Below are 19041 nucleotides of genomic sequence, written 5' to 3'. Positions count from 1 at the left end.
ATTTCCTGTGCCTGGATCGGTAGGAGTTCCTGTGCCCGGATCAGTAGGGTCGCCTGTGCCCGGCTCCCCACTAGTCTCAATGACAACCTCACCTTGTGTTTGGGCATACGAGGTTGTCGTGAAACCGAAAAAGTTTTGGATGATGAGCAAAAGTGTCACCACAACGATCCAAGATTTCCTTTGCATATGCTCCTCCTGTACTAAATAAAAACTAGCTCATTCCGTCTTTCAGTTAGGAAGTGTTAGGGCTGAGATGAAGTCGTTTGTTTCCATTCAGCTTGAACGATCAGTCTGTCCTTCGGATCTTTTGCTCCAACAGGGGTGCATGTGACCAAGGTGATCAATGACTTCTTTTGATCTTCTAGAACTTCTACTTGTGTACGATCTACGACAAAGGCTTTCACGACAACGAATTGGTAGGTTGCCGTTTTGGTCTTGATCTCAATCTCATCGTCAGGTGCTAGTTCGTCCAAGCGATTGAATTGCTTACCGTGAGTAATCCCGCGATGACCTGCCAGTCCAACATTGTTCACACCGAATTCCTTGTCTGGCTCGATCAGGCCAACCCCTTTACTCAAGGCATGCTTGTCCGCGCCTTCAAAAATCATCATTTCCAGATCAATTTTGGGAATCCGAATCACGCCTCTGGCACCTTCCAACATAGCGAGCGGCTCTTGTATCTGAGGGGTTGGTCGTTCCTCGGATGCAGCCGTTTCTATTTGCTGGCTGACGTTGCTCAGTTGTTCGAACGCTTCGATGAGCTGTTCTTGCTTTTGTGCAGATACCGCCGTTTCCCATTGAGGATAGAAAAGGAGGAATAAGCCTGCCAGGATAAACCCAGCACTTAACAGCACTCGCACATTCTTCAACTCCCTTTTCGCACCGTTAACTCAATTCATCTTTCCTCCCTTGTCTTAATTTTTAGTTACACTAAAATTTTTCGGCGAGTCATTCTTCGTTGTATAAATCTTGCTAGTCGGGAACAACAGATTCACCACTGTTCCAATTGTGAAAAAATGCCTAGAAGTATCATAATCTTTCGACCTAAACAATTTCTGAACATGAAAAAAGCCAGAGGAGAAAGAATCTCCTGACTGGCTTTTTCGGTCTTCATTCTATGGTTAATAGGCGACGCTTTTTGAAACAAATCCAACTAAGACGTTCCCGTTTGCATCAATGGTGGAGCCGTAATACCAATCTCCACGTTCACCGACTACTTGAACAAGTGCATCTTTGACAGCGTAGCCTCTGCCTGGACTTTCTAGCGAAGGGGTCGAGAAGAAGTAGCCTTTCTCTCCTTGAATTTTGACAGTCTTAGGAGTGATCGGTGTATAGGAGGTGACCACTGTTTTAGAAACGTATCCTTGATCCATAGAGATGAATTCCGGCTGTGTACCTGATGCTTTGATTTCAAAACCATACCATAGGGTTGCGGTAACGACAGAGTCAAGGGATGGAGCAGAATAAACGTTAGCATTGTCTACGGCTACAATTGTTTTCGAAGGTAGTATTTTAGGTTGTGTACGGGGGGCCGATGGTTTTGGAGGAGCCAATTTTTTCACTTGGCTGTTAGAAGAACCACCGCCACCGTTGTGATAGTGATATTCTCCATACTGTAATCCCCATTTTTCGCAGTTTGTTCTACAGGTGTGTCCACCATTTGCATCTGTTCTGCCTGGATGCGCTTCAATCATTTGAACAGGTAAAAAAGCAAAGCAAAGAATGAGTGCGAGTACTGAAATAATTTTTTTCATAGATAACCTCCTAAGGATTCGCTTTCGCCCGCAACAGATTCAGCCCCATCCCGATAAAAACAATCCCCGTCAGCTTGTTGAGAATGACAGAGAACTTCTGATTACTGCGCAATTTTTGTGTAGCGAAGGAAGCAAACAGGGCGAGGAGACTACACCAGATGCCACCTGTAACGGTAAAAGTAAGGCCAAGAATAAGAAAAGGGAGTGGTCCGGCTTCCGTCGCGCTCACAAATTGCGGGAGGAAGGCGATGAAAAACAGAGCGACCTTTGGATTCGTGACACTTGTCAGGATCGCTTGCAGATAGACCTTTTCACCCTTCAGTTTCTTGGAATCGGCTGCGTCAAAAGCTGGTGATTCCTTCGTCATGAGCATGCGAATGCCCAAATAGACGAGATAGGCGACCCCCAATATTTTGACGATGTTAAAAAGTACGATGGATTGCGCCAAAAGGAGCGACAAGCCGAAAGCAGCCAAGAGTGTGTGAATGAGTGAGCCTGTCAAAATGCCGAGAACCGAAAGAATACCTGCCTGTTTACCTTGCGAAATGCTGCGGGTGATGATGTACATCGTGTCTGAGCCGGGTATCAGGTTCAACATGATGGCGGTCATCAGAAATGCTTCATAATGAACGATTCCAAACATCTCTTCTCACTCCTTACCTACTATAAAATAAGAATAGATTATAGAAGAATCTGACACCTAACGCAATGTGAAAAAATGAGAAAAAGCTCCTGACGCCGATCAAAAAAGGTGTGTCATGATCGCGAGGGGGAGCTCCTGATTCAGCAAACCGATTACGGAGTTGATTCGGTAGCGCGTATCCAGCCTTCTTTTCCATCAAACACAATCTGGTACCAGCCATTCAGATCTGCGATGACTTGGAAGGAACCATCTGCTACTACCTGACCGATCTTCTCATATTCTTCACCTGGACCCGCGAAAACATCGATTTTTTGAGTGGCAGGGGGAGTTTGATCTGTCGCTTCTGTCGACCCGTCGGCAGGGGAAGTCGCGTCTTCTGACCCAGTTCCCTCGGTCGTTTCTTCGGAACTCTCCTCCAAATCAGCCAGCTTTTCGATGTAAGCCAAGCCATTGTCCTCGAGCTTGAACAAAGCGATTTCGTTTTTACCTTTCCCTACCGTATTTTTCATGATCACATGCTCGGAGTCTTCTACACTGAATTCATCCGCCTCGACCGAAAAGCGCTTCTCAAGAGTTTCTTTTGTCAAATTCGGAGACAGTGCCGCGTAGGCGTTAGCGCGTTCCTTGCCGGAAGCACTCACGATAATCACAGGCTTTTCTTTACTTCCGAGAGTATCGTCGATCTTAGCCTTAGCCGATTTCATGTCCACATCCAGCGGTTGATCGAGATAGAGGAGTGAGTCATTTGGCATTTTCGCTGCAAAATAAAGACGTTGATCTGCCTCAGAGAGTCCAAATGCGTAAAGCTTTGCTCCCCAGCGATCTGTGCCGGAGAGCATGTCAGTGAACGTTCTGTCTGGATATCTCAATTGCAATAAGCGTGCTGGATCGTATTCCAACCAGAGCTTTTCCAGATCAGACAGGAGCGTAGCCGTATCCTGTAGCGGATTCAACTGCTCGTACAATTCACGCGCTTTGGTGAACTCGAACGATTTGATGTATTGTTCTGCCTGCTTGAGCTTGCCTTCCAGATAGCGGGTGATCGAATCAAGGACAGGTGAATCACTGGACAGCACATCCTCGATTTTGCGATAGGCCGCTGCCATGTCAACAAAGGCACTCAAATCCTTCGATCGGATGACTTCCTTGATTTTAGCTAACGCATACTTTTCCAACTGATCCACTAACCAATTTGTCTCGATACCCAGCTTTTCGTAATGGCGAATGCTTGTAGCCGTTTTGGTGATGACTTCTTCAAAAGAAGCCGAAGCGATCAGCGCCCGCAGCTTCGTCTTTTCATAGTTCTGGAAAAGGGCCGAGAGCTCAGCCTGCTTCTTCTTTTTGCCGCCATAGTACTCATCTGGAACTGCAAGGAGTGTTTCAATGAAAGATTCGTCCTGATAGTTTTCCTTTTCGAGATTCGATTGTGCCTGCGCCTTCGCTGTTTGCAAGGCATTCAAGTAATAATCGGAAAAGCTCTTATCCATACTCAAATGAGCGGACAATTGCTGGAAAAACATCGCCGGTACGTCTTTCTGATTCTGGTAATTCTTTTTGACAGCTTGATAGTGTTCATAGACCGCACCGATTTCAGCGACCTTCTTTTCTGAAATGGCCGCGTGCGAGTGCTGTTGAAGCCCCTCCAGCTCAGTACGGATAGAAGAAAGTTGGAACATGATGGAATTCCATTCGTCATCGCCGTAGGACAGGACAGCCATATCATGCGCACGAGAAAAGGTTTCCTCGGCTTGCAGCAGGTTCTTTTGCTCATAAAACGTCTTTGCCTGTTTATACAGCGCAATCTGCTTGTACCCGAATCCGAGCTTCAACAGAACGGCGATCAAGCCCAAGGCAAAGAGTCCGAGAAAAATATTACGGACCCAGAGGGACCTATGATAGGGAGAGATAGGCAACATAAAAGGCTCCTCCTTCACAGTAAGCCTTTGAAATCCGGGTCAAACGCGTAATGCGTATCTACCCTGTTTTTGGTAGAATGATATAGTTGTTCCCAACCTTCATCCTTATGGGTTTGTACCATTTTTGCCAATCGCAGCAGGCGCTCGCGAGGCAAAAAATCGATAAATTCGATAATCAGATCCTGATACTCGTCCACATAAGACTTCATGCGGAGCGCTGCACCTGCCACTTGACCGATGAGCTGATCCCCGTTTTCCAGCAACAATATTTGATTTTTATAACGTCTAACATAAGTAAGCACGGACTTTTTGACGAGCGAAGGCTGGACCTTGATGACTTCGCGGACATATTCCATGAAGTCCTTGTCGTACATAGACGGGATGAGCGTTTCGAGCTCCAGCTCCATGTCTTTGCGCAGGACGTAATGATTGAGGAACATGATCTTGCGTATCTTGATCGTATCGGAATCGATGAAATGTCCGATCTCTCTCGTTTTTTCATAAGCTTCCTTAAGATGTCCTTCTTTGACGTCGTTGCCCACTTCCTCCAAATGACGGAGGAGTGACTTCTTGATCGTCTCCATTTCCCTCGTCAAAAAGTGTTGGAATTGTACGTCTCTTTCATAAGTGCCGTATTTTTTCTGCATCACGAAAAACAGGACGAACAACACACAGCCAATACCTCCTGCGAGAGCTAATTGCAAAACGGTCTCCGCAGAGAGGACAGCAAGACAGACGAACAAGCCCAAGAGCAAGAAGCGCGTTTGCACATAGCGGCGCGTCACAGCGTGGGAAACCTGGCGGATCGGTGTATAGGCTCTCCCGCAAGTCTCACAATGCGTCTCCCACAGGACGTGGTATGTATGGCATCGCGTACACGCTTGAATTCTTTCATAAGTATGAGTGGTTTTACGGGTTTTGCGAAATTGTACGCCGATTCGTTTTCTCATGGCGAATCCCTCTTCTCATTCAGTAAGGCATGAAGATGCTGATCGATTTCGGCGTTGGAGAGATTGCGCCGTTTCAGTCGCAGCAGCTTGAGGAATCGGACCGCTAGCAGCAAAAAAGCCGCAAACAACAGAAAGTAAGTTAACATAAAATTTCTCCTAACGAAGTTGTCGAAATCTGTAACAAAGAATCATGTCGTATCGTATTACGAGTAAGGGGCAATCATTCTAGTACTTTTTTATCATCCGTCTTCTACTTCTTGAATCTAGTGGTAATAGTGTCATAGTCTTACTTTCTTTGCAACACCTCACAAATTCTTTGTAACGAACAAGAAAAGGAGCTCTTATGCAAATAATACGATTCCGAATGTTATGTCGATACGTAGCATGTCTCGCCCTGCTCTTGGTCAGTGTCCTCTCCGTCACTCACCCAGCCTTTGCGCAAACGAGCGGAAACAATATGGACGCTGTCCTGGTCGTGGACGTCAGCAACTCCATGACCCAAAGCGATAAGAACAAAGTCAGTAACGAAGCGATGAAAATGTTCGTCGACATGACATCGATCCAAGCGAACAAGGTTGGTGTAGTGGCCTATACCGACAAGATCGAGCGGGAAAAAGCACTGCTCGAGATTAATTCCGAAGAAGACAAGAATGATATCAAAGCCTTCATCGACAGTCTGCAAAAAGGAGCCTACACCGATATCGCTGTCGGGGTAACGGAAGCAGTAAAAATCCTTGATGCAGGACGCAATCCAAACAATGCGCCGATTATCGTGCTGTTGGCAGACGGAAACAATTATTTGAACAAAGCATCAAGCCGTACCCAAGCACAGTCTGATCAAGAGCTACAGCAAGCAGTGAAAGAGGCCAAAGACAAAGGCTATCCGATTTACACGATTGGCTTGAACGCAGACGGTCAGCTTAACCGCTCGACACTACAGCAGATTGCTGCGGAGACAAATGGTAAATTTTTTGAAACGAGCACAGCGGACAAGCTCCCGCAAATCTTGAGCGAAATCTTTGCGAATCACCTGAAGCTGAAGGTTGTCCCGGTGAAAAGCTTCGTTGCAAACGGTCAGGCTCAGGAAATTCCGATCCCCATCCCGAATGGCAGCGTCATGGAAGCCAACATCTCGATCATGTCGCAAAAAGCAGTGGAAGTGAAGCTGTTCGATCCGGCTGGCAAGGAAGTACAAATTCCTTCCAATCAGGTCAGACTGTCGAAATCCAATGCGTACACGATGATCAAGCTGGTCAAGCCACAGCAGGGCGATTGGAAGCTACAGGTAAAAGGTGCCCCGAAGGAAAAAATCGATATTAACCTCATCTTCAACTACGATCTGCAATTGGAGATGGAGCCAGTCACAGCCAAGAGCTTCAAGGCTGGCGATGTCGTACCGATCAAGGCTGCACTTGTTTCAAACGGACAGAAGGTAGCGAGTCCTGATCTGTACAAACAAATGAAGGCCACATTAATCGTCAATGACAAGACGGACAATAAGACGAATGAGGTCGCCCTGAACAATACGGGCAGCGGGTTCGAAGGCAGCTTTACAATCCCGTCTGACCATACGTACGAGATAAAAATCAAGGCAGAAGACACCAGTTTTTACCGGGAGACAAAGCCATTCCTTGTAGACGCTGCGAAAACAGCAGGTTCTGGAGCGAGCAAGCCGAACACAACCACTGATCCTGCGGCAGAATCGAAACCATTTCCATGGATGACCGTAGTAGGAGGTACCGTGGTTCTCATCCTGTTGATCGGTGCAGGCTTGTACGCACTGTCGATCTATCGCAAGGCGAACAAGGGCTTCGCGGGCCAAATCGCCATCGAGATCGTGGATGAGGATACAGGGGAAAAGTCCAATCCGCAGTACAAGAAACTGAACGCGTTCAAAGGAAAAGTGAAGCTGCACCAACTCTTGCAGCTCGCCCCTGAGTTTGCGGAGACAGAGAAAGTCATCTTTTTACCAGGAAAAAACGATACGCTGATCATCGAAAACCGTTCGAGCTGTCGAATCGAAAAGGCCGGACGTGTACTCGATGCAAGCAAAGGCAAAGAGCTGAAGAAAAACGATCGCATCAAAATTTCGTTAACGAATGTGAACAAGTCCTTATATGTAGATTACATCGTCTAGGAGTGAGTCGATTATGAAAGCAGTCGTGAGAGAACACATTCAACAATTGGACGTATCCCTCGGCGGAGGAATCGTCAGTGACAAGATTCGCGTTGATACAATCGATAACCCGATGCTCGTTATCGGTCTTGGCGGTACAGGAATTGACGCGCTTTTGCGCCTGAAATACCAAGTGAACAGACGCTTCAAGCTGCCGGTTGACCAGCTTTCCAAGAAGCGCAAGGAAAAGCCGGACAATATTGAATTTATCGCGTTTGAAACGAACGAGCATGACCGCAACAAAAAGTACAAGGGCATCGGGCTCGATCCAGTGACGGAGTTCGTACTCCTGTCCAATCCTGAGATCGGCGGTGTGTTGCAGAATCGCAGCATTCTGGAGCCGTACATCACCGATTGGCTCTCGCCAGAGCTGACGATTACGGACGGAATCAGCGGAGCATCGGGTGTACGCCAGGCAGGTCGACTTCTTCTCTTTACAAAAATTACGCAAGTCGTCCAAACGATTGAGAAAAAGGTCAAGATGCTGTGCGAAGGCACGAACAAAAAGCTGACTGTATTTCTCCTGAGTGGTTTATCCGGGGGAACGGGGAGCGGTTGCTTCCTCGACATCGCCTATATCGTACGAGGCATTTTGGAGCGCGACTTTGGCAGTGCAGGGGTAGACAAGGTGAATACGTTGGGCTACCTGTTCACACCTGACGTCAACCTTTCGAACAAGAGCCTCAGCTCGCACACACGCGACTACATCATGAAAAACGGTTACGCGGCATTAAAAGAGCTGGACTACTGGATGAATGCGGATGAGCGCAATGAGCGTTTCCGCCAGCAATACGGCAATGTACTTACCGTGCAATCGCCAATGCCACCATTCAACCTGTGCCATTTGATTTCTGCGACCAATCTGGAAGGCAAAGCACTGGAAAACGCCTACGATTACTGCATGAACGTAACCGCGGAGAACATTACGAACTTCATGGCGAGCGAAGAAAAGCGCTCGGGTGAAGAGTTTGCGATCCACGACTATATCAGCAACATCCGTACGAACATCAACCAGATGCCAAAAGCGTACGCAGCCAACTACCAATACAACGTCATCGGTGCTTCCTCTGCTGTCTTGCCGATCGAAGAGATGACAACGTACTTGGCATATCGCTTGTTTAAAAAGATGGAAAAAATGTTCACGGTAGCACCGACGCAAGAAGATGCAGAGAAATTCGCCCGCAAGCTCGGAATCGACATCGACTCGATTTCCCGCAAGTTTGAGGAGCGCGTTCCTGAACCGTTGCCAGGCTATGAGAACAGCGAACGTCTGAACTACGGCAACGTGATCACTCAGCAAGTCGTGAGCATCGATCACGAGCTGGAGCAAGGCTATCTCGCCAAAGCACGCGAAGCGTACATCAAGTCCAAAAAGCAGATGCCAGGCGACATGATCTCTGTTTTTGGCGAAATGATCACGCGTGTATTCCTGCATCCGCAGCAAGGACCTTTCTATGCGTCCCGTCTGATTCATTCGGACAAAGGCTACTGCCTGATGAAAATGATCCTCTCCTACATCGAGAGCCTCAAGGCGAATTTGGAGAGCTTCCCGCCTGAGATCGAGGGCGCAAGAGAGAATGCGAATGAAAAGCTGGGCGATGCCCGCAGTGCTTTCATCTCCAAGGAGAAGAAGAAAAACAGCTACATCGAAGCGAAGATCAACGAATACCAGCTCCTGGCTGATCAGGAAAAGCTGGAGCAAATGATCGAATTCTACGAAGAGCTGCACCGTTTATTGAATGCAGAGAACAACCGCATTTATAACGTATTTACTGAGATTTTGAACGCACTCAACCAAATTTTCGAGCAAAACGGCGACATCCTGATCAACGGAGGAGAAGAGAGCGACCGCACTGGCAACAAGACATACTACTGGAACATCGTCAGCGTGCCGGATATCTCCAAGGTAGTCAGCAACATCCTGGAGCAAAAAGAGGCGGATGACTTGATCCGCGATTTCACCAGCGAGCTGCTGCGACACTCCGATCAGTGGGTCAAAGAGCAGGAGCTGGATATCGTCAGCTCGATTTCCGAATTCCTCTCGGAGAAGTTCGGTGAGCTGATCACCAAGTCGATGGAAGAATTCCTCGTGATCAAATACGGTCAGGACGAGACACTCGATCGCATCGTAGAGCGCAAGATTGCGAGCAAGCTGGATGAAGAGGCGATTCCGGTCTTCCATCTGAGCAATAATCTCGGCAATATGCACTTCCCTTCCTGGGGCTTTGTATCCGTGCCCCTGAAGGCACCATCGATCTTGAAGGGGATTAAAAACTATCAAAATACAGCGATTAGCGGATCGCGCTTTACCGTCAAAGAAAGCGAAGTCAAAAACCGCATCTTCTGGCTGAATACGAAAAACGGTGTTCCACTGTTCGCTTACACACCGTTGAAGGTCTACGAGGAAAGCTACGAACGTACAATTCTGGACAGAGAGGGTATCGGACGCCACCTCGTTCAAACCGAAAAGAACAACTGGGCGTACCTCCCATCGCCTATTCCGGAAAAATCGTGGGGAGATACGTACCAAAACGGACGGATCAAAGCGTACAACGCCAAAGTACGCGAATTGTTTGACCGTGCGGTGCGCTACGGAGCCATCCGCGAAAAAGGCAGCGACAGCCAGACCAGCAACCGCTATGAATCCATCGTGACGAAGCCGTTCTCGCTGGCCACTTTCTTGGCTAAGCACCAAGCACAAGGAGACGCGACCAAGCTGAGTCCTGGAGAGATCAAGCGTGCATTGGTTGAGCTCAAAGGCTTCATGAAAGATGGTCTGGAGCAAGAATTTACGCGTGATGTGTTCGGCAGTATCAATGAAGAGATGGCAAAAGAAAACCTGATTCGCTATCCAGAGCAGATTCGCCTGATCGAACAAGAAGTACGCAAATACGAAGAAATCGAGGCCAAAATCCAGGAGCTGGAGCAGATTGTAGGTGCCATCAAGGACGAAGAAGAGCTGGTGACCCGATTCATCGAAGCCCTTTACACAGGGACGATTTGCAAGCGCGGTGCGCTCTACGTCTACGACAAGGATGAGGAAGAAGATGCGTGGGAGCCGTTCATCAACCTGATGAAAGTCAACAAGCATGTTGAATTTGCGATCTATGAAAAATACCGCGCATTGGATCACAAGAGCATGGCAACCATCCAGCGCAAAGCTGCAAAACGCAGTGACGCGATGACTTCAGCAGAGGATACGCAGCAGTTGCTGGCAAAACTCGAAGAAATCGCATCTGCTTTCCAAGAAACGAAAAATGATCTGGAATACGACCGCGACGAATACGTAAACGGTGAAGAGCTGTTCCAGTTCTACAAAAAGGTTTGGTCAAAAGTAAACGATATGCGCAAGACGCTGCAATAAACAATCACGATCGTTTGATAATCGAGGAGGACGCATGCGGGATTTGATAGGAGAGTTCGCGACCCAATACGTTACGGAATTGGAAAGACAACTGGATAGCGGAAACGGACAGCGAAGCATTCAAAACCCCGTGCTCTTCCTTTTTCTCGGGGATAAGAGCGTAGAGGCACTGCAAGCTGTTCGTGCCCACAACGAGCGCAATTGGCAAAATGGTCACGGTGTTCTTTATGTCCATGCGTACCAGGATAAAACGTGGGAGCATCCGCAAGTAATCGGCTGCCGCTTGCCGCAGGCAGATGCCGACAAGAAAAAAATGCGTACTTCGATTCACGAGCGTTTTTTACTTGATGAAGCTGTCACCATGGAATTGAACAAGGTGATGAAGCTGGCAAGCGTGCGGGTAGCGGAAATGGGCAAGTTGTTCACTGCTTTTCAGCAAGTCAATATTGCCGTCGTGGCAAGGGCGGATGACCCTGCCACGATCCTTTTGCCAGAGCTCACGTTGCTTCTCAAGAGCTACCTCAACGAGCTGTTTAAAAACGTATCAGTCGACCTGTACGTCCTGCTACAGGAAAAGAACAACGGAGAAGCATTCGGGTTCACGACAGCGCTCTCGGTCAGCTTTTTGGAAGAGGTCAATCGCTATCAGCGAAGCGACTACAGTTATCGAGCGAATCTGTTGGTAACGGAGGATCTCGTGAAACTGCCTGTGGAGCATGTGAACGCACCGTTATTTTCGCTGGCGTATCTATTGAGTGACAAGACAGAGCATGGCTTGTTTATCGAAGGCGACATGCAGGAAAATTACGAGCTGATCAGCAAGCTGGTGCTGTTGAACAACAAAAAGGTAGAGTCGGAGTTCCATGAAAGCAATGATGGCTATAACAAGCTGCAATTTATGCGCAGCATCACGGTCGATCACGGGCAGACCAAGTTTGCATCGGCAGGTCTATCCAAAGTAAAGCGACCGACTCATGCAATTGCGCTGACAGTGCTTTCTGCCGTATTTGACCGCTATTGGGAGCGACTCCAGGATGGCGAGGTGTTGCCGAAAACAAAAGCGAGAGAGAAGCTCGGATTGACTGCACATGATTTGCAGCGAAAATTGGCTGGCATTCTCCCTGAGGATCATATTCTGGAGGAAATGACGGGGCTTATGACCTCTGGCATGAGCTACAGCGAGCTTTGCAGTATGAATATGCGTGAAGCGGAGCTGGCTTTGTTTGACGGCAGCAGCCAAGCCTTTTTTGAGGCGAATGTCGTTTCCGGGGCGCGTAAACGTCTGGAGCACATGCTGTCTCAGGAGTCATTGGCTGATTTGATTCAGAAAGCAGTCATCGAGGATGAACGGCTTGGGCTGTATGCGGCTTACTATCTCACAGCCGAACACGCCAATGGAGCAAACCTGTTGGATGAGCTGCGCACAGGCATTCGCGAGACATCTCGACAGGTTGAACAGATAAAAGCCGAGCTGGTCGATCTCTACCAAGAGAGAGTGGATCGGCAGGACATTCGCGTAGGAGGGTTTTTCACACGGGATAAGGAGCGTGTGCGGACCTTCATTCGTCATTTGCTGGACGCTGTTTATGGTAAAAAGCTGGAGCTGCTGGATTGGGAGATGATGCTCTCGATCCTTGTGAGCTATGAGAAACAGGCAGAGCAGATTCATCGGCAGTTAGGTGAGCAAGTCGAGCAACTGGAAGCCTTGCATAAGCAACTGCGGGAAATCGCCAAGACGAGCGTTCGAGAAGCGACTGACTACTTGGGTAAAAACGTGGACGAATATTACGAATCGGTGGTCCATGAAACGATCCGGTCATTGGAAGCTTCGCGCGGCAGTGATTTTTACATGGAACAACGGTATATTGGCAGCGGCGCTCTGCTCAGCGGGAATCGACTCGCTGGACTCGTGGAGAGGCTGTGTCAATTTTGTCGGAACGAGATTCTCACCCGTGCGCCATTTGCTTTATCTTTTGAGGCGGAGCTGCTTGCGCGTGCCAACGTCGGGGCTGCTTATGATAACCGAACCGTGCTGACGAAGGAGGATTTGTTCCTCGATCTGGCATTGGTGCTGGAAGAGCGCGCAGCGGTTCACATCGAAGTGTTCCATTTCTTGCAAAAGCATCGCTATGAGGAGAAGTATTTGTTTGCCGATATTCACAACGACTTCGTCCAGTATGCGCTGCACAAGGATGAGAGCACACGAACCTACAAGCTGGGCTGCATCCACGAGGAACAAAAAAGCGGGATAGAAAAAATGAACCTGATGGGTGGATTCGGCATGGAAGAGCTGATGTTTTACCGCAATAACAAGAAATACCATGCTTCCTATGAGGACAGCGGGTTTGTCTTTCGCCGCGTGGGAGGAGATGAGTCATCATGAGTCAGAGAAGGGTAAGCTTACTCATGCTAGTTTGTAGTTTGGTAGGTGGCGTGATCGGATTTTTGGTCGGGGAAGTCATGCTCGGCAAGCTGTCCGGAGAAATACCGCAATGGTTGTTAATGGGACTTTATTTTGGTCAATATGCCTTTTTCGTAGGACTGATGTGCCTCATTGCGGAAATGATCTCGCCACGATTGAATGGAGACGGCTGGAAGCAACGCTATCTGGGGTTTTCCTGGAAAATGCTCGTGCCCAGCACGTTTTTGATGGTGGGCGTAGTGGCTCTCTTGCTTCAGTTGCTGTACGGGTCATCGTTTCAACAGGCCAGTGGGGCCAACAATATTGTCATGGTTCTGGATACGTCAGGCAGCATGCAGCAGTCTGACCCGGATAACCAATTGTTCAAAGCAGCAGCCGACATGGTGCAGCGCATGGACAGTGACATGAACATAGCGGTGGTTACGTTTCACGATCAAACAAATGTGCTGCAACCCCTCACCGATCTGAGTAGCCAGTCTGCGAAGGATGAGGTTGTGAAGAAGCTGCTCCAATATCCACGATCGGATGGAGGCACCCGGATCGACCTGGCACTGCAAGCGGGACTGGATCAGCTCCAGGCAAACCAAATGACAAACAGTACGGTCGTGCTGATGTCAGACGGCTATAGCGATCTGGATATCCCAGCCGCACTCGCGCCATACAAGCAAAACCAGGTGATTGTCCATACGGTAGGCATGAGCCAAATCGATGCAGATGGAACGGCGCTGCTGCAAAAGATCGCTGCTGAGACCGGCGGCAGCTATTTCAATGTTGAACACGCGGACCAAATGACAGGAATCTTTGGTCAGATTTACGATATGAGTCGAACAGACCGCAATATTGTTTCTGAGCGGACAGGAGCGACAGAAGAAAGCATGTTTTACGCTATTACCCGTGTGGTCAGTGTTCTGATCATTGGTGCTTTGCTCGGCTTGGCGCTGGGTCTGATTTTTGACAATCGTCATCTGGCCAAAAGCTTTACGATTGGCGGGGCGGTATCAGGACTGTTAGCCGGACTCATTTTGGAAATGGGTCTGTCGTCGATCGACTTGCTCGATATGGTGGTACGTTTGCTGGCGTGCTCCTTGCTCGCCGTCATCCTGACATTGTTCACTCTCTTTGTGCCAGCTTCCACGAGTGGCGGATCGTCTTTTGCGAAGCGCAGACTGAACACCAGACAAAGCCCCCGTGCCTTGGACGCCGGGAACCAGAGCAACAAGCGGTTTGATCTGTAAAGGGAGCATGATGAAATCATGATTAATCGGGAGGAAACAACAGAAACCTTCATCAAGGACGTCACCTGCCAGCATCAAGGGAGCGAATACGTACTCAATTGGCATTGGGCGCAGGATATTCCGTGTGTGTACGTGCACAAGTCGCAGTTTGGCGCCCCTTTTGACGTAAACGAGCTGGATGATCGTCAGTTCAAGCTGTATACCCGAGAGGAATACAAAGTCCACAAAGGCTTGCGGGAAAAAACAGACGGCATCGGCCGGTACACATACCGCATCTTTCCTTGCCGATTGGAAAATGGCAAGCCGATTCTGCTCCTGCCAGACGGGGATGCCCATGTCATCCACGTCAGCACAGGAAAGGCCAAAATCTACTATTCGTTCAAACGGGGTGGAAGCTGGTTTAGCAAGCATCAATCATTGCAGATACGCATTTTTTCAGAGATTCCGATCGCGCGGGACGTACTCTGCTACGTCAAAAAAGAAGGCTCTCCTCCCGCCCACAAGGATGATGGTACCCGATACAATTTCATTCGCGATCTCGAGCCCGGTGTCAATCTGATGCCGGAAATCGAGGTCAGGAAAAAAGACGTCGTCCGCCTGTTTTTTACGGACGGGAAAAAATACGGAGAAATGTACGAACTGATTCCTGAATAGGAGGGAAGAGCCATGCTGTCGTTTTTGAAAAACATGTTTGAAAAGAAGCCGCAGGTCAAGGAACGGCTTCCTTTTTACGATATTGTCTGCCCGTACTGCTTCGCCAAATACGGACCGGACCAAGTTGTCTTCCGTGCCACACATCATCGCCAGGATGACGAAGACTACGCGTTGCAGGAGGATGAGATTCTTAATGCATACCGGGATAAATTCGGATTGGATGCCATCGATGAGCTGGAAGCAGTGATCGATCCGGAATCCATCCCGTCGGAAAACCATTTGTACGTTGATAACGTTCTGGCAGGTGTGACCGACCGATATGGCATGGTTTCCAAGCGCAGACTGTGCCCGAAATGCCACAACGAGCTGCCGATTACGGCGGGTAAAGCGCCGAGCAACATTATTTCGATTGTCGGGGCGTCTCAAGTCGGAAAGTCCGTTTACATGACCTCATTGATCCATACCTTGCAGAACACGACAGCGAATCACTTCGATGCAGCGTGTATGCCGCTCAATGCGCAGATTAGCCGCAAGTTCCGGGAGAACTATGAGGCACCCCTGTTTGAACGCGGACAGTTGCTCGATTCCACGCAAAAAGAAAAGCGACAGGAGCCGTTTATCTTCCAGTTCATTTTCAAGGATAGCGACAAGGCGCCATTGATCCTGGTGTTTTTCGACGTAGCAGGCGAGGGAATGGTCGACCGCGAGTATTTGGAGCTGTATGCGGCGCATGTGAAAAACTCGTCTGGCATCCTGTTCCTGGTCGATCCGCTGCAAATCAAGACAATTCGCGATCGGGTCATGCTGCAAGCAGGGGATGAGCCAGGGGAATTCACTGCCAGGTACGACGAGCCGCGTGAGGTCGTCATTACACTGTTTGAGAACTTTATCGGCTACCAGGAGCAGAGCAAGACACATATTCCGACTGCTGTCGTGTTGACGAAGAGCGACATGCTTCATCTGATCAAGGAAGACGATGGCGAATATATCAAGTCCAACAGCAACGTTTTCCGTAATTTCGTCCATGAACAATATTTAAATACAACTGAATTCGAGAACATTGATGGGGAAATTCGCCGATTCATCGAAAAGGTGGATAGACCGTTTAAAGACGCGTTGGATGTTTACTTTACGAATACGGCCTATTTCGCTGTATCTGCGCTGGGTAGCAATCCCGTCAATCAAAGGGTGAGTGGTGTCGTGACGCCGATTCGCGTCGATGAACCGTTTATTTGGTTGATGCACCAGCTTGATTACATCGAGGGGAGGGAGCGGTAGTGAGCAACCGTCAGCCCATTTTGCAGCAGTACTACACCCGCGGGCGACAAGGGGTTTTCCGTTCGAACGAAGGATACGATACTGTCGCCAAAACGCCAGGGCTGGATAACCAATTCATCAAAAAGGCGCTCCATCCGTTTTGCGTGTACGACGCGCCGCGACAGCTTCAAGAACGGGCGGAAAGCAACCTCGCGCTCTTTCCAGAGGCGCTCGTCAGCTTCCAGGCCGAATCAGGAGAGTTGGTTCTCGGCAGAAGCGTATTTGTCGGAGCGGACTTTACTGGGCAGCGCAATACGTTTTTCAGCCACAACTATGTCATTCCGGTAGAGCGTCGGGATGAGTTTATCAAGAACCCGGGCAAAATCTTCGGAGTGCGCACTTTTGCAGATCGCCACGACGATGCAGCGGGCAAAGAGCTTCCTGCCGTCGATGACATCCCTTCTGAAAAAGGCTTGTCGCAAGACCGAAAACAGTTGCTTGGGCAATTGGGCGTCGATGAGCGTTTATTCAAACAGCTTCTCTTTGCGGTGATGTCCTCGCTCGCAGCGAAAAAGAAGGTGTTCATCAGCCTGGATGTGGATATTAGTGCTTCATCCAAGAGTGCTGCTCAATTATTGGAGATTTTGTACAGTTGTCTGCCTTATGAGATGCGCAGACATTTTGGTTTTCTCACTTTTAGCAACGAGCCGCAGAGCAAGAAGCATATCCACGTCACGTTCGTGGAAAAAGGAAGCATACGCCCAGGCGGGGGGCACAGCGACAAAGACTTTTTGTTCGACTTCTCCCTTGGTCGCGTTCAGAACGTCGATTTGCAGGACGGAGGACACGAATACCTCGACTTTGCCTGGGAGTATGTGAATGAGCCACGGATTCTGGATGCGTTTCACGAGTTTTGTGAGGAAGTGCTGGCTGGAGCAGATCATGCACTGGCCTTGAACCTTCGCACGTACTACGAGCTGTGCGCGCTGTATTTGATTGAAAAGGGACGAACGTCCGTGTATGAGAGCAAACGGGCGGGCGTTTGGCAGGCGTTGAACAGCTATCTGGGGCACAGCAGCTTGACCCGCAAGAAACGGCTGATCGAGCTCCAGGAAATGCTGATGCGGATCGAAGTAGAGGCGCTTTCGTCCAAACAGTTGCCTGACGGCGAGACGATCAAGCAAATGATTGAATCCTACCGTGTCACCAGGCAGGAACGCCTGCAAATGGATTTGATCCGCTTCTTGATGGACGTGTTGATGAAAGCCAAGACCGCAAGACAGAGCAGCTATGTGGCAGAGGTGTACAAGCATTTGTCCAGCAACCGGGAGCTGTTTGGCTTCATGATGCGGACGATTTTCGGCTATCCGCAGTTGGTGAAGCCGCTCTTTGAGGATTATATGACCGAGCGGGTAGCCGCCGTGACCAGTTTGGACCAGATGCTGAAGGAAATCCGGTTTTGGACGGAAACAGAACCACAAGCTATGCGCAATGCTGTTTTTGTTTCTACCACGACAGAGAAAGTTCTGCGTCTATTTACGCGTGAACGTAAAAAGCTCGCTGCCGCCATTACCATCCACCAGTTCTTTGAAAACATCGATGGGGCACGCAGCTATGCCGATGAGCTGTTGGACGAGCTGGACAAGTCCTTGATGAAGCTCGTTGCGCTGGACACGCTATCCAAGGATGATTTCCAAGTTCTCATCGCTCTCTTGGAGGAGAAGCCACAGAGCTTTTTCGGAACGCTGGATATGGAGAGTCGCCACAAGCAAGAAATGCTCATGAATCTGGCGAAGCTGCACGAAGAGAGAAGCACGCCACACCCGGCAGAGTTTTTCCGAAAATGGGATCGGGAAGCGATTTCCGTGCAGCAAAGAATGATCCAGAATATGTTGAGCAAACCGCTCCATGCTGACGAGTTCCCACAGGTGCCGCTGGTCTTTTGCCGGGAAGATCATTTTGGTCAGGAAGGCTTTCAGTTTGCAGAATTGCTGGAGTATGTTCAGCAAAATGGTGGGGAAGCCGTTACACTGTCCTTTATCCAATGGACGATGAGTCAGCGGATGTTTTTCGAAGGAAAGTATTTGCTGCCTGCATACAGACAAGCGTTAAAGGCCTTCTTCCTTGAGGAGAAAGGCAAGAGATTGCGAGATAAAGAATGGCGAAAACGGTGGTATACGATCCGAAATGCAGATTTCCGCAAGCTTTTGGACGAGGTACGTAGCGAGACGGCCAATCCGCTCGTGAAGCTGTTTCGGCACAAAGCTACGGTGATATCCAGCGCAGTTGTCTTGCTAGGTGCCGGAGCATGGGGAGGCTATATGGTTTGGGAAGGTACGAGTACGCACGTGCAGCCACCTGAAGCGCAGCCTGAGCCGATCCGCCCACCGGCTGTGTTCGTACCGGTTTATCGGTTGATGGTGGACGAGCCTGACATCCAACCTGTCCGTGGTGTTCTTGGGGAGCAAAGCCAAGATGCACCAACGGGTGGGCAGCCTGTTCAGACAACGACACCCTAAGATAATAGAATGCCAACGCGGTCTGCTCGGGAAGGAGCGACCGCGTATTTCGGGGGTCCTTTTTGTACAAGAAGATGCCTCGAAAACATGTTGACAAATATTTTTATTTGTGTTATAATTAAATATTTTTATGTTGAAAAAACTCCTCGCT

General features: G+C 49.1%; 14 protein-coding genes. 7 read left to right on the top strand and 7 right to left on the bottom strand.

Annotated elements, in window-relative coordinates; translation table 11 throughout:
• The 7 genes from HP568_RS01585 to HP568_RS01555 all read right to left on the bottom strand — a co-directional run.
• The coding region (locus tag HP568_RS01585; RefSeq protein ID WP_217366321.1) for a hypothetical protein at nt 1–186 on the bottom strand (186 nt) is incomplete at its 3' end.
• A 56-nt stretch (nt 187–242) separates the two neighbouring features.
• A complete protein-coding gene (locus HP568_RS01580) occupies nt 243–860 on the bottom strand; it encodes a class D sortase (protein WP_173628134.1) in 618 nt (205 codons plus the stop codon).
• 261 nt (nt 861–1121) lie between these two features.
• Entirely contained in the window at nt 1122–1754 is a 633-nt protein-coding gene (locus HP568_RS01575; protein WP_048035310.1) for a YHYH domain-containing protein, read from the bottom strand.
• A gap of 10 nt (nt 1755–1764) precedes the next feature.
• Nucleotides 1765–2397 (bottom strand): LysE family translocator, encoded by a 633-nt coding sequence (locus tag HP568_RS01570; protein WP_048035309.1) that lies wholly within the window; start codon nt 2395–2397, stop codon nt 1765–1767.
• Between the two features lie 152 nt (nt 2398–2549).
• A complete protein-coding gene (locus HP568_RS01565; protein ID WP_173628124.1) occupies nt 2550–4313 on the bottom strand; it encodes an SH3 domain-containing protein in 1764 nt (587 codons plus the stop codon).
• A gap of 14 nt (nt 4314–4327) precedes the next feature.
• Complete coding sequence (locus HP568_RS01560) at nt 4328–5263, bottom strand: hypothetical protein (RefSeq protein WP_173628123.1); 936 nt, start codon at nt 5261–5263, stop codon at nt 4328–4330.
• Nucleotides 5260–5409: a hypothetical protein gene (locus HP568_RS01555; protein ID WP_007724683.1), complete on the bottom strand. Its 150-nt coding sequence runs from the start codon at nt 5407–5409 to the stop codon at nt 5260–5262. The genes HP568_RS01560 and HP568_RS01555 overlap by 4 nt, the downstream gene beginning before the upstream one ends.
• A 197-nt stretch (nt 5410–5606) precedes the next feature.
• Between HP568_RS01555 and HP568_RS01550 the strand changes: the two genes are divergently transcribed.
• Genes HP568_RS01550 through HP568_RS01520 form a run of 7 tightly spaced genes read left to right on the top strand, consistent with a single transcriptional unit; the run spans nt 5607 to nt 18890 of the window.
• The gene (locus HP568_RS01550) at nt 5607–7400 is read left to right on the top strand and encodes a vWA domain-containing protein (RefSeq protein WP_048035306.1); all 1794 of its coding nucleotides are present in this window, start codon (nt 5607–5609) and stop codon (nt 7398–7400) included.
• Nucleotides 7401–7413: 13 nt separating this feature from the next.
• Nucleotides 7414–10803 carry a tubulin-like doman-containing protein gene (locus HP568_RS01545; protein ID WP_173628122.1) on the top strand — a complete coding sequence of 1130 codons (3390 nt, stop codon included), beginning with the start codon at nt 7414–7416 and terminating at the stop codon, nt 10801–10803.
• A 34-nt stretch (nt 10804–10837) separates the two neighbouring features.
• Complete coding sequence (locus tag HP568_RS01540) at nt 10838–13186, top strand: hypothetical protein (protein ID WP_173628121.1); 2349 nt, start codon at nt 10838–10840, stop codon at nt 13184–13186.
• Nucleotides 13183–14460, top strand: coding sequence for a vWA domain-containing protein (locus HP568_RS01535; protein ID WP_173628120.1), 1278 nt, complete (start codon nt 13183–13185; stop codon nt 14458–14460). Before HP568_RS01540 ends, HP568_RS01535 begins: the two co-directional genes overlap by 4 nt.
• A gap of 18 nt (nt 14461–14478) precedes the next feature.
• Entirely contained in the window at nt 14479–15114 is a 636-nt protein-coding gene (locus HP568_RS01530; protein WP_048035302.1) for a hypothetical protein, read from the top strand.
• Nucleotides 15115–15126: 12 nt separating this feature from the next.
• On the top strand, nt 15127–16392 hold the full coding sequence (locus HP568_RS01525; RefSeq protein WP_048035301.1) for a TRAFAC clade GTPase domain-containing protein: 1266 nt from the start codon (nt 15127–15129) through the stop codon (nt 16390–16392).
• Complete coding sequence (locus HP568_RS01520; protein WP_173628119.1) at nt 16392–18890, top strand: GAP1-N2 domain-containing protein; 2499 nt, start codon at nt 16392–16394, stop codon at nt 18888–18890. Before HP568_RS01525 ends, HP568_RS01520 begins: the two co-directional genes overlap by 1 nt.
• Nucleotides 18891–19041: the final 151 nt, after the last annotated feature.

This window comes from Brevibacillus sp. MS2.2 (assembly GCF_013284345.1).
Lineage (GTDB): Bacteria > Bacillota > Bacilli > Brevibacillales > Brevibacillaceae > Brevibacillus > Brevibacillus brevis_C.
Note: the sequence above shows the minus strand (reverse complement) of the source record. Positions and strands in the feature narration are given on the sequence as shown.

Bases quoted from the DNA above. Each gene is read 5' to 3' on its own strand.
- HP568_RS01545 (WP_173628122.1), top strand. From the start codon at position 7,414: ATGAAAGCAGTCGTGAGAGAACACATTCAACAATTGGACGTATCCCTC.
- HP568_RS01550 (WP_048035306.1), top strand. From the start codon at position 5,607: ATGCAAATAATACGATTCCGAATGTTATGTCGATACGTAGCATGTCTC.
- HP568_RS01525 (WP_048035301.1), top strand. From the start codon at position 15,127: ATGCTGTCGTTTTTGAAAAACATGTTTGAAAAGAAGCCGCAGGTCAAG.
- HP568_RS01560 (WP_173628123.1), bottom strand. From the start codon at position 5,263: ATGAGAAAACGAATCGGCGTACAATTTCGCAAAACCCGTAAAACCACT.
- HP568_RS01555 (WP_007724683.1), bottom strand. From the start codon at position 5,409: ATGTTAACTTACTTTCTGTTGTTTGCGGCTTTTTTGCTGCTAGCGGTC.
- HP568_RS01530 (WP_048035302.1), top strand. From the start codon at position 14,479: ATGATTAATCGGGAGGAAACAACAGAAACCTTCATCAAGGACGTCACC.
- HP568_RS01540 (WP_173628121.1), top strand. From the start codon at position 10,838: ATGCGGGATTTGATAGGAGAGTTCGCGACCCAATACGTTACGGAATTG.
- HP568_RS01575 (WP_048035310.1), bottom strand. From the start codon at position 1,754: ATGAAAAAAATTATTTCAGTACTCGCACTCATTCTTTGCTTTGCTTTT.
- HP568_RS01570 (WP_048035309.1), bottom strand. From the start codon at position 2,397: ATGTTTGGAATCGTTCATTATGAAGCATTTCTGATGACCGCCATCATG.
- HP568_RS01565 (WP_173628124.1), bottom strand. From the start codon at position 4,313: ATGTTGCCTATCTCTCCCTATCATAGGTCCCTCTGGGTCCGTAATATT.
- HP568_RS01535 (WP_173628120.1), top strand. From the start codon at position 13,183: ATGAGTCAGAGAAGGGTAAGCTTACTCATGCTAGTTTGTAGTTTGGTA.